The following is a 14,650-nucleotide window of genomic DNA, read 5'->3' as shown; positions in this document are numbered from 1 at the left end:
TAATCGCAAGAATCGTGCGTTTCCGCACCCGCGCGGCGGCCCGCTACCTTTTGTCACAAATTCCGCAACACCGTGGCGGGCTTTTTGTTCAACGCCAGGAGCGTGCCGGCGAGCCCGAGCCCGACAGTGACGACCAGGGCGGCCACGACCACGCCGGCCGCGCTGCCGGCCTGCCAGACGAAGCTGAGCGTCATCAGCCGCGTCACGATCATCCAGGCGGCGATGCTGCCGGCGATCACGCCGAAGACCGCGGTTGCAAGCCCGATCAGGAGGTATTCGAGCGCATAGGCGCCGAGCAGCCGCAGCCGCGTCGCGCCCAGCGTCTTCAGGATCACCGCATCGTAGACCCGGTGGCGATGGCCGGCCGCGAGCGCCCCGCCAAGCACCAGGATCGCCGAGATCAGGGTCACGGCGCTCGCGCCGCGGATCGCCAGCGCAAGATTGGTCACGACCGAGCCGACCGTCTCCATCACCTCGCGCACGCGCACGCTCGTCACCATCGGGTAGGTGTCGGCCACCTGCTTGATGATCCTGCCGTCGCCTTCGGCATTGCTGCCGGCTTCCGTCAGCGTCGCGATATGGGTATGCGGCGCGCCCTTGAAGGCGTTCGGCGAGAACACCAGGACGAAATTGATGCCGAGGCCTTGCCAGTCGATGTTGCGCAGATTGCTGATCTTCGCCGGGATGTCGCGGCCGAGCACGTTGACCACGACCTCGTCGCCGAGCTTGAGGCCGAGCCCGTCGGCGATCTTCTTCTCCATCGAGACCAGCGGCGGGCCGGAATAGTCGGCGCTCCACCACTCGCCCTCGACCACCTTGGAGCCCTTCGGCAGCTCGCCGGTATAGGTGAGGCCGCGGTCGCTTTGCAGCACCCACTCGGAATCGGTCGTCGGCTTGAGCTCTTCGGCGCGGACGCCGCGTGCGGCGACGATGCGCCCGCGCAGCATCGGCACGTCCTCGACCTTGGCGCCGGGCGCGATCTGGCGCAGATAGCCGTCGAACTGCGCGGCCTGCGTGCTCGGAATGTCGATGAAGAAGAACGACGGCGCCTGGTCCGGCAGGGCCGCGAGGAACTGCCGGCGCAGATTGCCGTCGATCTGGGTGATGGTGACGAGCACGGCGAGCCCGAGGCCGAGCGACAGCACGACCGAGGGCGTCAGCGCGCCCGGCCGGTGGATGTTGGCGATCGCGAGCCGCAGCATCGGCAGCCGCGTCCGCGGCATCCGCCGCGCGATCGTCATCAGCAGGGCGGCGATGCCGCGCAGCAGCGCGAACACGACGACCGAGGAGGCCACGAACACCGCCGCGATGCGCTTGTCGAAGGACAGGCCGATCACGACCGCGACGAGCAGGGCGATCACGACGCCCATGAACACGAGATAGCTCCAGCGCGGCCGGTGCCATTCGGAGCTGATGGTGTCGCGGAACAGTGCGGCGACCGGCACGTCGTGCACCCGTCCGAGCGGCCACAGGCCGAAGGCGAGCGCGGTCAAGAGGCCGTAGACGAAGGACAGCGCGAGCTCGTCGGCATGCACGGCCGGCACCACCGGCAGCGGCAGCAGCTTGCCGAACAGCCCGACGATGGCGAAGGGCATGGCGGCGCCGAGCGCGAGCCCGATCACGGACCCGATCGCGGCCAGCAGGATGACCTGGGCGAGATAGATGCCGAACACGTCGCGGCCCGTGGCGCCGACGGCCTTGAAGGCCGCGATCACCTCGAGCTTCCGGTCGATATGGCTCTTCACCGCGTTGGCGACGCCGACGCCGCCGACCAGCAGCGCGGCGAGGCCGACCAGCGTCAGGAACTGCGTGAAGCGGCTGATGTTGCGCTCGAGCTGCGGCGAGGCGTTGGAGCGGCTGCGGACTTCCCAGCCGGCCTGCGGCGCGGCGTTGCGCGCATCGGCGATGAAGGCGTCGGTGGCGCGCTCGTTGTTGGCGGTATCGGGCAGCTTCACCCGGTAGACCCAGCGCACCAGGCTGCCGGGCTGGATCAGGCCGGTGGCCCGCAGGCCCGCCTCGCTGATCAGGAAGCGCGGGCCGAAGCCGATGCCGCCGGCGAGCTTGTCGGGCTCGGCTTCGACCGTGCTGCGGATCTGGAAGGTGGCCGAGCCGATGGTGACGCGGTCGCCGGTCTTGAGCGAGAGCCGCGCCAGCAGCGTCGGATCGGCAGCCGCGCCGAACGCGCCGTCACGCTCCGCAAGGATGTCGGACATCGGCAGCTGTGGCGCCAGCGTCAATTGGCCGAGCATCGGATAGGTGTCGTCGACCGCCTTCATCTCGACCAGCGCGAGCTGGCCGTCGGCCGAGCGCGCCATGCCGCGCAGGGTCGCGGCGGTCGAGACGGTGCCGCGCGAACGCAGGAAGGCGACTTCCTCGGACTTGGCCTCGCGCTGGAACAGCACGAAGGAGACGTCGCCGCCGAGCAGCGTGCGGCCTTCGCGGGCGAGACCGTCGGAGAGGCTCGCCGACACCGAGCCGACGCCGGCAATCGCCATCACGCCGAGCGCGATGCAGGCGATGAAGACGTAGAAGCCGCGCAGGCCCCCGCGCAATTCGCGTAAGGCGTAGCGGAGCGACAACGCGGCGGCGTTGGGGCGCACGAACGGTTGGGCCGCGGCGCTCATGCCGGCGCAGACTGCGTGTCGATGCGCCCGGAGCGCAGGCGGATGACGCGATCGCAGCGATGCGCGAGCGAGGAATCGTGCGTGACCAGCACCAGGGTCATGCCGCGCTCGGCATGCTTGGTGAAGAGCAGGTCGACGATTTGTTTGCCGGTTGCCTCGTCAAGATTGCCGGTCGGCTCGTCGGCGACGAGGATCGCGGGATCGGGCGCCAGCGCGCGCGCGAGCGCGACGCGCTGCTGCTCGCCGCCGGAAAGCTGCGTCGGATAATGATGCAGGCGGTCGCCGAGCCCGACCGATTGCAGCTCCTGCGCCGCGCGTTTCGAGGCGTCGGGATTGCCGGCAAGCTCGAGCGGCACGGCGACGTTCTCCAGCGCCGTCATGGTCGGGATCAGATGGAAGGACTGGAAGACGATGCCGACCTGGCGGCCGCGGAAGCGGGCGAGCGCGTCCTCGTCGAGGGCATTGAAAGGCGTGCCGTTCACCACCACCTCTCCGCTATCAGGACGCTCCAGCCCCGCCATCACCATCAGCAGCGTGGATTTGCCCGAGCCTGACGGGCCGATCAGGCCAATCGTCTCGCCCGAGGCGACCCGCAAGCTGATATCCTTGAGGATGTGAACGCGTGCCGCGCCCGTACCCAATGAGAGATTGACGTTGGAGATAGCGATGGTGTCCGGCGTGGTGCCGGCGAGCGAAGAGGATTCGATGCGAGTGTCCATGGTCCGGTCATATGGCAACTCCGATAGCGCGGTCGAGAGGCGTTACGGATTGTTCATGCACATAGCCGTGTTGGTGCTCGCCGTGATGACAATTGCGACAAATGCGTCGGCACAGGCCCAGCCGGCCGCCAAACCGATCAAGCTGGTGGTCCTCGGCGATTCCCTAAGCGCGGGCCTCGGCCTCCCGGCCCAGGAGGCATTCCCCACGAAACTTCAAAAATCCTTGCAGGCCAAAGGCATAGAGGTTGACATGACCAATGCCGGGGTGTCCGGCGACACCGCCTCCGGCGGCCGCGACCGGCTCGACTGGTCGGTCCCTGAGGGAACCGAGGGGGTGATCGTCGAGCTCGGCGCCAACGACGCGCTGCGCGGCATCGATCCCGGCCTGACGCGCACCGCGCTGACCGACATCGTCCAGCGGCTGAAGGCGCGCAGGATTCCGGTGATGCTGTGCGGCATGCTGGCGCCGCCGAATTACGGCGCCGACTACGCCGCCCGATTCAATTCGATTTATCCGGATCTTGCGAAACAATTCGACGTGCCGCTCTATCCGTTCTTTCTCGACGGCGTTGCGGCCGACGCCAAGCTCAACCAGGCCGACGGCATCCATCCGACCGCGGCGGGCGTCGACATCATCGTCGGCAACATGATGCCCACGGTGGAGGCATTCCTGCGCAACATAAGCGAGCAACGCCGTTGAAAAGCAGGCAACGCTAACCCTAATTCCCAGGGTTTTCCCGGGGTGGCCCGCGCGATGCTTCGCAGAGTCACACAACTGCGATAGGAATCAGGGTACCGGTGATTCGTCGCCGGCTCTAATTTGGATAAGGTCCTGCTTCAAGGGACCGTACCCAAGCATCGGGAGTGCGAAACGATGCCGCGTTTGTTCACTGGTCTGGAAATCCCGGCCGAGATCGGCCAGACGCTTTCCAACTTGAGGGGCGGCCTTCCCGGCGCCCGCTGGATCGATCCCGAAAATTATCACGTCACCTTGCGCTTCATCGGCGATATCGACGGCGTCTCCGCCAACGAGATCGCCTCGATGCTGTTTCGCGTCAACCGCAAACCGTTCGAGGTGAAGGTGCAGGGGCTGACGAGCTTCGGCGGCCGCAAGCCGCGCGCGGTGGTCGCCACCATCGCGCCGAGCAAGCCGCTGATCGAATTGCAGGCCGAGCTCGAGCGGATGATGCAGCGGATCGGCCTTAATCCGGAGGGACGCAAGTTCATCCCGCACGTCACGCTGGCGCGACTGCACGACGCCACCGACCGTGACGTCGCCGACTATCTGTCGCTGCGCGGCTACTTCCCGAGCAAGGCGTTCATGGCCGAACGTTTTGTCTTGTTCTCGTCCCGTGCATCGACCGGCGGCGGACCGTATGTGGTCGAGGACGCCTACGAGCTGTGTGAGTAGGTCTTCACCTCTCCCCGCCTGCGGGGAGAGTGAGGAAATTCGCATACCCCTGACACCAATTCACGGCTTGCAATTTCCGTCCGTCTCTGGCGGTAAAGAGCCATGCTCTCGACCCCCAGTTCCCCATTCCGCGAGGCCTATCAGGCCCAGATCGCCGACGGCGCGATCGAGCCCGATGCCGCGCAGGCCGAAGTCGCCGAAGCCTATGCGGCGCTCGACCAGCGGCTCGGCAGCTACAAGCCGCAGCGCAAGCAGGGCCTGCTCAGCCGTCTGTTCAGCAGTGACAAGGACGAGGCGCCGCACGGGCTCTACATCCATGGCGAGGTCGGCCGCGGCAAGACCATGCTGATGGACCTGTTCTTCCAGCACTCCTCGGTCGAGCACAAGCACCGCGCGCATTTCCACGAATTCATGGCCGATGTGCACGAGCGCATCTACGACTATCGCCAGAGCATCGCGCGCGGCGAGATCGCCGACGGCGACGTCATCGCGCTGACCGCGAACGCGATCTTCGAGGAGAGCTGGCTGCTCTGCTTCGACGAATTCCACGTCACCGACATCGCGGACGCGATGATCCTCGGCCGCCTGTTCGCAAAGCTGTTCGAGCTCGGCACCGTGGTGGTCGCAACCTCCAACGTCGCGCCCGAGGATCTCTACAAGGGCGGCTTGAATCGATCGCTGTTCCTGCCCTTCATCAAGCAGATCACCGACCACATGGACGTGGCGCGGCTCGATGCGCGCACCGACTTCCGGCTGGAGAAGCTTCAGGGCGTGCCGATGTGGCTGACGCCGGCGGATGGCGATGCGGACGCAGCCCTCGACCGCGCCTGGTCGCGGATGAGCGGCAGCGCCAAATGCAAGTCGCGCGATATTTTGATCAAGGGCCGCATCCTGCACGTGCCGTGCTCGGCCCATGGCGTGGCGCGGTTCTCGTTCGCCGATCTCTGCGAGAAGCCGCTCGGCGCATCGGATTACCTCAGGCTCGCGCACGACTATCACACCATCCTGGTCGACCATATTCCAGTGATGGACTTCTCCCAGCGCAACGCCGCCAAGCGCTTCATCACGCTGATCGATACGCTCTATGACAATGCCGTGAAGCTGATGGCCTCGGCCGACGCCAACCCGATCTCGCTGTACCTCGCCGATGAGGGCAACGAGGCCAACGAGTTCAAGCGGACCGCCTCGCGGCTGATCGAAATGAGCTCGGAATCCTATCTGGCGCTGCCTCACGGCCGCAAGGATTCCACCGCCAGCGGCTCCACCAAGGGCCTGGTGGAGACTTAAGTCCTATTTCACCATTTTCTCCGCCGTCATTCCGGGGCGCGACAAAGTCGCGAGCCCGGAATCCATCGCGCCACCAACTCTGCAGCCCGATGGATTCCGGGCCTGCGCCTGTCGGCGCATCCCGGAATGACGGACGGGGGTATGCTGGCTGCGATCTCGGCAAGCCCGACAATTGGGCATCCACCGACTTGAACGGGCGAAGCGAAAGGGATAACCACCCTGTCAGTTTTCCCCTCCTTACGTGTCTAAAGGACAGGTTCACATGGCGCGCGACAAGATTGCTTTGATTGGCTCCGGTCAGATCGGCGGAACGCTGGCTCACCTCATCGGCCTGAAAGAACTGGGCGACGTCGTGATGTTCGACATCGCCGAGGGCGTGCCGCAGGGCAAGGCGCTCGACATTGCGCAGTCCTCCCCGGTCGACGGCTTCGACGCCCACTACACCGGCGCGAACTCCTACGAGGCGCTCGACAACGCCAAGGTCTGCATCGTCACCGCCGGCGTCCCGCGCAAGCCCGGCATGAGCCGCGACGATCTCCTCTCCATCAACCTCAAGGTCATGGAGCAGGTCGGCGCCGGCATCAAGAAGTATGCCCCCGACGCCTTCGTCATCTGCATCACCAACCCGCTCGACGCCATGGTGTGGGCGCTCCAGAAGGCCTCGGGCCTGCCGCACAAGAAGGTCGTTGGCATGGCCGGCGTGCTGGACTCGGCGCGCTTCCGCTACTTCCTGGCCGACGAATTCAACGTCTCCGTTGAAGACGTCACCGCCTTCGTGCTCGGCGGCCACGGCGACACCATGGTGCCGCTGGTGAAGTACTCCACCGTCGCCGGCATCCCGCTGCCTGACCTCGTCAAGATGGGCTGGACCTCGCAGGCGCGCCTCGACGAGATCGTCGACCGCACCCGCAACGGCGGCGCCGAGATCGTCAATTTGCTCAAGACCGGCTCGGCCTTCTACGCCCCGGCCGCTTCCGCGATCGCGATGGCCGAGAGCTATCTGCGTGACAAGAAGCGCGTGCTGCCCAGCGCCGCCTACCTCAACGGCGAATACGGCGTGAAGGACATGTATGTCGGCGTGCCCGTCGTGATCGGCTCCAAGGGTGTCGAGCGCGTCGTCGAGATCGAGCTCGCCGGCAAGGACCGCGAGGCCTTCGACAAGTCGGTCGGCGCGGTGCAGGGCCTGGTCGACGCCTGCAAGAAGATCGCCCCCGATCTTCTCGGCCGCTAAGGCGCAAACAAATCCCGCCGAAGATCGGAAAACCGGTCTTCGGCGGTTTCACTTCTGGGGCCCGGCAGCAACTCTTGTTGAAGGCCTGGCGGGTTCCGGCTCAGCAGTCCAAAGATCTCGATGTCAAAGAATCCGGGTTGCAGTTCCTGTGGTATATGGTATGCCAGCCACAAGACTGAGGTGGGCCTACGAGGTCACCGCCCGCGGATTCAGGGAGCGACCATATGAATATCCATGAATATCAGGCCAAAGCGCTGCTGGGCGAGTTCGGCGTTCCAATCTCCAAGGGCGTGCCGGTCCTTAAAGCCGCAGACGCGGAGGCCGCCGCCAAGGCGCTACCTGGTCCGGTCTATGTGGTGAAGAGCCAGATCCATGCCGGTGGCCGCGGCAAGGGCAAGTTCAAGGAAGCCTCCGCCGGCGACAAGGGCGGTGTCCGCATCGCCAAGTCGGCCGCCGAGGTCTCCGAATTCGCCAAGCAGATGCTCGGCGCGACGCTCGTGACGATCCAGACCGGCCCTGCCGGCAAGCAGGTCAACCGCCTCTACATCGAGGACGGCTCCGACATCGACAAGGAGTTCTATCTCTCGCTGCTGGTCGACCGCGAGACTTCGCGCGTCTCGTTCGTCGTATCGACCGAAGGCGGCGTCAACATCGAGGACGTCGCGCACAACACGCCCGAAAAGATCGTCACCTTCTCGGTCGATCCCGCGACCGGCATCATGGGCCATCACGGCCGCACCGTCGCCAACGCGCTGAAGCTCTCGGGCGATCTCGCCAAGCAGGCCGAGAAGCTCACCGCGCAGCTCTACGCGGCATTCGTCGCCAAGGACATGTCGATGCTGGAGATCAACCCGCTGGTCGTGACCAAGCAGGGTCAGCTCCGCGTGCTCGACGCCAAGGTGTCGTTCGACGACAACGCGCTGTTCCGTCATCCCGAGGTGCTCGCGCTGCGCGACGAGACCGAGGAAGACGCCAAGGAAATCGAGGCGTCCAAGTACGACCTCAACTACGTCACCCTCGACGGCAACATCGGCTGCATGGTCAACGGCGCCGGTCTCGCGATGGCGACGATGGACATCATCAAGCTCTACGGCATGGCGCCGGCGAACTTCCTCGACGTCGGCGGCAGCGCCAGCAAGGAGAAGGTCGCGGCCGCGTTCAAGATCATCACCGCCGATCCCAACGTGAAAGGCATCCTGGTCAACATCTTCGGCGGCATCATGAAGTGCGACGTGATCGCCGAGGGCGTCACGGCCGCCGTGCGCGAGGTCGGCCTCAGCGTGCCGCTGGTGGTTCGCCTCGAAGGCACCAATGTCGAGCTCGGCAAGAAGATCATCCTTGAATCCGGTCTGAACGTGGTGCCGGCCGACAATCTCGACGACGCCGCGCAGAAGATCGTGAAGGCCGTCAAGGGAGGCTAACGCCATGGCCCAGGACCATCTCGCCGCATCATCTCCGCTTGCAGAGCACGCGCGTCTCGCCGCGTTCGCCGGCGAATGGGATGGCGAAGAGGTGGTCTTCCCGTCGCGCTGGACGGCGGGCGGGCCGGCCACCTCGCACACCGTCGCGCGCATGGATCTCAACGGGTTCTACCTGATCCAGGACTCGGTCCAGATGCGCGACGGCAAGCAGATCTTCGCCACCCACGGCATCTTCACCTTCGACCGCGAGGACCGGACCTACAAATTGTTCTGGTACGACTCGCTCGGCTACACGCCGCCTTCGCCCGCCTCCGGCGGGTGGGTCGGCAAGACCCTGACGCTGGTGCGCGGCTCGCTCCGCGGCAATGCGCGCCACGTCTACGAGATCATCGACGACAATTCCTACTCGTTGAAGATCCAGTTCTCGCCGGACGCGGAAGGCTGGGCTGACGTGCTCACCGGCGTCTACCGCCGCATCCACTGACCTCTCACTCGTTAGTTTCGCGAAAGCAGACCTCATGTCCATCCTGATCGACAAGAACACCAAGGTCATCTGCCAGGGCTTCACCGGCAAGAACGGCACCTTCCATTCGGAGGCCGCGATTGCCTACGGCACCAAGATGGTCGGCGGCACTTCGCCGGGCAAAGGCGGCTCGACGCATCTGGGCCTGCCGGTGTTCGACACCGTGCGCGACGCGCGTGAGAAGACCGGCGCGGACGCGTCGGTGATCTACGTGCCGCCGCCGGGCGCGGCCGATGCGATCTGCGAAGCCATCGACGCCGAGATCCCGCTGATCGTCTGCATCACGGAAGGCATTCCGGTCATCGACATGGTCCGCGTGAAGCGCTCGCTGGCCGGTTCCAAGTCCCGCCTGATCGGGCCGAACTGCCCGGGCGTCATGACCGCCGGCGAATGCAAGATCGGCATCATGCCGGCCAACATCTTCAAGACCGGCAGCGTCGGCATCGTCTCCCGCTCCGGCACGCTGACCTATGAAGCCGTGTTCCAGACCTCGCAGGAAGGCCTCGGCCAGACCACCGCGGTCGGCATCGGCGGCGACCCGGTCAAGGGAACCGAGTTCATCGACGTGCTGGAAATGCTGCTCGCCGACCCCAAGACGGAATCGATCATCATGATCGGCGAGATCGGCGGTTCCGCCGAGGAGGACGCCGCCCAGTTCCTCAAGGACGAGGCCAAGCGCGGCCGCAAGAAGCCGATGGTCGGCTTCATCGCCGGCGTCACCGCCCCTCCCGGCCGCCGCATGGGTCATGCCGGCGCGATCATTTCGGGCGGCAAGGGCGACGCCGGTTCCAAGACCGACGCGATGAAATCGGCTGGGATTACAGTGTCGCCGTCTCCCGCTCGCCTCGGGCACACGCTTGCCGAAAAGTTGAAAGGCTAATTCACTTCTTCGTACTTTTCCGGGCGAAGTTTCGCAGCAAATAGGGTAAATGGTGCCAATCGCGCTGGGCCTCTGCCGGGGAGCCCAGCGCCAGCGCCGTTTGTTATGCGCGAACCGAAATCGCCAGGAACTCAAGTATGTCTCGCCAAGACGCGAACGCAGCCTTTGCCCTCTCATCTTTTTTGCAGGGCACCAACGCCACCTACATCGACGAAATCTACGCCCGCTACGAGAAGGACCCGTCCTCGGTCGACGCCGAGTGGCAGGAGTTCTTTAAGAGCCTGAAGGACCAGCCGGACGACGTCCGCAGGAACGCCGAGGGCCCGTCCTGGGAGCGCGCCAACTGGCCGCTGACGCCGCAGGACGACCTGACCTCCGCCCTCGACGGCAACTGGGCCGAGGTCGAGAAGGCGGTCGGCGGCAAGATCGCCGCCAAGGCGCAGGCCAAGGGCGCCGATATCTCCTCCGCCGATCTGCTCCAGGCGACGCGCGACTCGGTCCGCGCCTTGATGCTGATCCGCTCCTACCGCATGCGCGGCCACTTCCACGCCAAGCTCGATCCGCTCGGCATCGAGGCGCCGCGCAACCGCGAAGAGCTCGACCCGCGCACCTACGGCTTCAGCGAGGCCGATTTTGACCGCAAGATCTTCCTCGATCACGTGCTCGGTCTCGAATACGGCACGCTGCGCGAGATCACCGCGATCTGCGAGCGCACCTACTGCCAGACGCTCGGCGTCGAGTTCATGCATATCAGCAATGCCGCGCAGAAGGCCTGGATCCAGGAGCGCATCGAGGGACCGGATAAGGAAATCTCCTTTACCCGCGAAGGCCGCAGAGCCATCCTGACCAAGCTGGTCGAAGCCGAGGGCTTTGAAAAATTCTGCGACACCAAGTTCACCGGCACCAAGCGTTTTGGTCTCGACGGTGCTGAATCCCTGATCCCCGCGCTCGAGCAGATCATCAAGCGCGGCGGCAATCTCGGCGTGAAGGAAATCGTGCTGGGCATGCCGCATCGCGGCCGCCTCAACGTGCTGACCCAGGTGATGGGCAAGGCCCACCGCGCGCTGTTCCACGAGTTCAAGGGCGGCTCGGCCAACCCTGACGCGGTCGAAGGCTCCGGCGACGTCAAGTATCACCTCGGCGCCTCCTCGGACCGCGAGTTCGACGGCAACCGCATCCATCTGTCGCTGACCGCCAATCCCTCGCATCTCGAGATCGTCGATCCCGTCGTGCTCGGCAAGGTCCGCGCCAAGCAGGACCAGCACGGCGATCCGCCGGATATGCGCATCTCCGTCATGCCGCTGCTGATGCACGGCGACGCCGCGTTCGCCGGCCAGGGCGTGGTCGCGGAATGCTTCGGTCTGTCGGACCTGAAGGGCTACCGCACCGGCGGCTCCGTGCACTTCATCGTCAACAACCAGATCGGCTTCACCACCTATCCGCGTTACTCGCGTTCCTCGCCCTATCCGTCGGATGTGGCGAAGATGATCGACGCGCCGATCTTCCACGTGAACGGCGACGATCCGGAAGCCGTGGTGTTCGCGGCCAAGGTCGCGACCGAATTCCGGCAGAAGTTCCACAAGCCCGTCGTCATCGACATGTTCTGCTACCGCAGGCATGGCCATAACGAGGGCGACGAGCCGGCGTTCACCCAGCCGGTGATGTACAAGAAGATCGCGGCGCATCCGTCCACGCTCGAGCTCTACGCCCGCCGCCTCATCAGCGAAGGCGTGATGACCGAGGGCGAGGTCGACAAGGCCAAGGCCGACTGGCGCGCGCGGCTCGATGCCGAGTTCGAGGCCGGCACCTCCTACAAGCCGAACAAGGCCGACTGGCTCGACGGCAAGTGGGCGGGCTTCAAGATCGCCGACCAGGAAGAGGACGCCCGCCGCGGCGTCACCGGCGTCGACATCACCGCGCTGAAGGATATCGGCCGCAAGATCACCAAGGTGCCGGATGGTTTCCGCGTCCACCGCACCATCCAGCGCTTCCTGGAGAACCGCTCCAAGGCGATCGACAGCGGCGCCGGCATCGACTGGGCGACCGGCGAAGCGCTGGCGTTCTGCTCGCTGCTCAACGAGAACCATCACGTCCGGCTGTCCGGCCAGGATTCCGAGCGCGGCACGTTCTCGCAGCGCCACTCGGTCCTGATCGACCAGGAAGACGAGAGCCGCTACACGCCGTTCAACCATCTCGGCCACGAGCAGGGCCATTACGAGGTCATCAACTCGCTGCTGTCGGAAGAAGCCGTGCTCGGCTTCGAATATGGCTATTCGCTCGCCGAGCCGAACACGCTGACCCTGTGGGAAGCGCAGTTCGGCGACTTCGCCAACGGCGCGCAGGTCGTGTTCGACCAGTTCATCTCCTCGGGCGAGCGCAAATGGCTGCGCATGTCCGGCCTCGTCTGCCTCTTGCCGCACGGCTATGAAGGGCAGGGACCGGAGCACTCCTCGGCGCGCCTCGAGCGTTACTTGCAGATGTGCGCGGAAGACAACATGCAGGTGGTCTACCCGACCACGCCGGCGAACTACTTCCACGTGCTGCGCCGGCAGCTGCATCGCGAGATCCGTAAACCCCTGATCCTGATGACGCCGAAGTCGCTGCTGCGTCACAAGCGGGCGGTGTCGCGTCTCGAGGAGCTTGCGAAGGGAACGACCTTCCACCGCATCCTGTACGACGACGCCCAGATGCTGCCGACCGATGCCATCAAGCTCGTTCCGGACGAGAAGATCCGCCGCATCGTGCTCTGCTCCGGCAAGGTCTATTACGACCTCTACGAGGAGCGCGAGAAGCGCGGCATCGACGACATCTACCTGATGCGCGTCGAGCAGCTCTATCCGGTGCCGCTGAAGGCGCTGGTGGCCGAGCTGTCGCGCTTCAAGAAGGCCGAAGTGGTGTGGTGCCAGGAAGAGCCCCGCAACATGGGCGCCTGGCACTTCATCGAGCCCTATCTGGAGTGGGTGCTGAACCAGGTGAACGGTGTGAGCCGGCGTCCGCGTTATGTCGGCCGCGCCGCTTCCGCCGCGACCGCCACGGGTCTGATGTCCAAGCATCAGGCTCAGCTGAAGGCGTTCCTGGACGAAGCACTGAGCTGAACTTTTTGAACTGCGTCATGCCCCGCCAAAAGCGGGGCATCCGGCATGCCATGGCGTCCTCGTGAATGCGAACGTCCCGGCTTGCTGGATGGCCTGCTTTTCGCTGGCCGTGACAATTGGAATTCATGACCGCATTGGCGATCCCTTAAGGAAAAGACCATGACTGAAATTCGTGTGCCGACGCTCGGCGAATCCGTCACCGAGGCCACCATCGGCCGCTGGTTCAAGAAGGCCGGCGACCCCGTCGCCGTTGACGAGCCCTTGGTGGAGCTCGAGACCGACAAGGTCACCATCGAAGTCCCGGCGCCCTCCGCCGGCACGCTGAGCGAGATCATCGCCGCTGACGGCGCGACCGTTGCCGTGGGCGCGCTGCTCGGCCAGATCACCGAAGGCGCCGCCGGCGCGGCCAAGCCGGCCGCTGCTCCCGCCAAGCCCGCTGCTGCTCCGGCCGCCGCGGCGGCTGCTGCCGCACCGGCTCCGGCCGCGAAGGCGCCGCCGGCCGATGCCCCGCTCGCCCCCTCCGTGCGCAAGCTCTCGGCCGAGACCGGCATCGACGCTTCGACCGTTCCGGGCTCCGGCAAGGACGGCCGCGTCACCAAGGGCGACATGCTCGCCGCGATCGAGCGTGCGGCCTCCGCGCCGACCCCGGTCAACCAGCCCGCCGCCGCCGTTCAGGTCCGCGCGCTGTCGCCGGCCGATGACGCCGCCCGCGAAGAGCGCGTCAAGATGACCCGGCTGCGCCAGACCATCGCGCGCCGCCTCAAGGACGTGCAGAACACCGCGGCCATGCTCACGACCTTCAACGAGGTCGACATGACCAACGTCATGGCGCTGCGCGCGCACTACAAGGACGCGTTCGAGAAGAAGCACGGCAGCAAGCTCGGCTTCATGGGCTTCTTCACCAAGGCCGTCGTGCAGGCGCTGAAGGACATCCCGGCCGTCAACGCCGAGATCGACGGCACCGACCTGATCTACAAGAACTACTATCACATCGGCGTCGCCGTCGGCACCGACAAGGGCCTCGTCGTGCCCGTGGTGCGTGACTGCGACCACAAGTCGATCGCCGACATCGAGAAGGGCATCGCCGATTTCGGCCGCCGCGCCCGTGACGGCCAGCTCAAGATCGACGAGATGCAGGGCGGTACCTTCACCATCACCAATGGCGGCATCTACGGCTCGCTGATGTCGACCCCAATCCTCAACGCGCCGCAGTCCGGCATTCTCGGCATGCACAAGATCCAGGAGCGGCCGATGGTCGTCGGCGGCAAGATCGAGGTCCGCCCGATGATGTACCTGGCGCTGTCCTACGATCACCGCGTCATCGACGGCAAGGAAGCCGTCACCTTCCTCGTCCGCGTCAAGGAGAGCCTGGAAGATCCGGCGCGCCTGGTGCTCGATCTCTGATCGCTGATGCTCTGCGAGCGCCGTCGCCCTCACGCGACGGCGCGTGTCGAACCAT

11 protein-coding genes are annotated in these 14,650 nt (G+C 65.5%); 9 read left to right on the top strand and 2 right to left on the bottom strand.

All coding sequences use genetic code 11. The features are described 5' to 3' along the window. Positions 1–53: 53 nt before the first annotated feature. Positions 54–2,624: an ABC transporter permease gene (locus tag WN73_RS20435; RefSeq protein WP_028174870.1), complete on the bottom strand. Its 2,571-nt coding sequence runs from the start codon at positions 2,622–2,624 to the stop codon at positions 54–56. Further along, entirely contained in the window at positions 2,621–3,343 is a 723-nt protein-coding gene (locus tag WN73_RS20430; RefSeq protein WP_028174869.1) for an ABC transporter ATP-binding protein, read from the bottom strand. Before WN73_RS20430 ends, WN73_RS20435 begins: the two co-directional genes overlap by 4 nt. 55 nt (positions 3,344–3,398) lie before the next feature. On the opposite strand from WN73_RS20430, the gene WN73_RS20425 reads away from it, so the two are divergent. The 9 genes from WN73_RS20425 to odhB all read left to right on the top strand — a co-directional run bounded on the left by WN73_RS20425 (position 3,399) and on the right by odhB (position 14,595). After that, positions 3,399–4,043, top strand: a complete 645-nt coding sequence (locus WN73_RS20425; protein WP_028174868.1) for an arylesterase — start codon at positions 3,399–3,401, stop codon at positions 4,041–4,043. A gap of 174 nt (positions 4,044–4,217) precedes the next feature. After that, positions 4,218–4,754 carry an RNA 2',3'-cyclic phosphodiesterase gene (thpR, locus tag WN73_RS20420; protein WP_011083289.1) on the top strand — a complete coding sequence of 179 codons (537 nt, stop codon included), beginning with the start codon at positions 4,218–4,220 and terminating at the stop codon, positions 4,752–4,754. A gap of 102 nt (positions 4,755–4,856) precedes the next feature. Continuing rightward, on the top strand, positions 4,857–6,041 hold the full coding sequence (gene zapE / locus WN73_RS20415) for a cell division protein ZapE (RefSeq protein WP_028174867.1): 1,185 nt from the start codon (positions 4,857–4,859) through the stop codon (positions 6,039–6,041). A 262-nt stretch (positions 6,042–6,303) separates the two neighbouring features. Further along, positions 6,304–7,272 (top strand): malate dehydrogenase, encoded by a 969-nt coding sequence (gene mdh, locus WN73_RS20410; protein WP_008145224.1) that lies wholly within the window; start codon positions 6,304–6,306, stop codon positions 7,270–7,272. Between the two features lie 224 nt (positions 7,273–7,496). After that, the gene (gene sucC / locus WN73_RS20405; RefSeq protein ID WP_011083287.1) at positions 7,497–8,693 is read left to right on the top strand and encodes an ADP-forming succinate--CoA ligase subunit beta; all 1,197 of its coding nucleotides are present in this window, start codon (positions 7,497–7,499) and stop codon (positions 8,691–8,693) included. A gap of 4 nt (positions 8,694–8,697) precedes the next feature. Next, entirely contained in the window at positions 8,698–9,177 is a 480-nt protein-coding gene (locus WN73_RS20400) for a DUF1579 domain-containing protein (RefSeq protein ID WP_011083286.1), read from the top strand. 34 nt (positions 9,178–9,211) lie between these two features. Beyond that, positions 9,212–10,096, top strand: a complete 885-nt coding sequence (sucD, locus tag WN73_RS20395) for a succinate--CoA ligase subunit alpha (protein WP_011083285.1) — start codon at positions 9,212–9,214, stop codon at positions 10,094–10,096. A 137-nt stretch (positions 10,097–10,233) separates the two neighbouring features. Further along, positions 10,234–13,191, top strand: coding sequence for a 2-oxoglutarate dehydrogenase E1 component (locus WN73_RS20390; protein WP_011083284.1), 2,958 nt, complete (start codon positions 10,234–10,236; stop codon positions 13,189–13,191). 159 nt (positions 13,192–13,350) lie between these two features. Next, the gene (odhB, locus tag WN73_RS20385; protein WP_060909716.1) at positions 13,351–14,595 is read left to right on the top strand and encodes a 2-oxoglutarate dehydrogenase complex dihydrolipoyllysine-residue succinyltransferase; all 1,245 of its coding nucleotides are present in this window, start codon (positions 13,351–13,353) and stop codon (positions 14,593–14,595) included. The last annotated feature ends 55 nt before the right edge of the window (positions 14,596–14,650 follow it).

The organism is Bradyrhizobium sp. CCBAU 45394 (assembly GCF_028128655.1).
In the GTDB taxonomy this organism is placed as follows: domain Bacteria; phylum Pseudomonadota; class Alphaproteobacteria; order Rhizobiales; family Xanthobacteraceae; genus Bradyrhizobium; species Bradyrhizobium diazoefficiens.
Note: the sequence above shows the minus strand (reverse complement) of the source record. Positions and strands in the feature narration are given on the sequence as shown.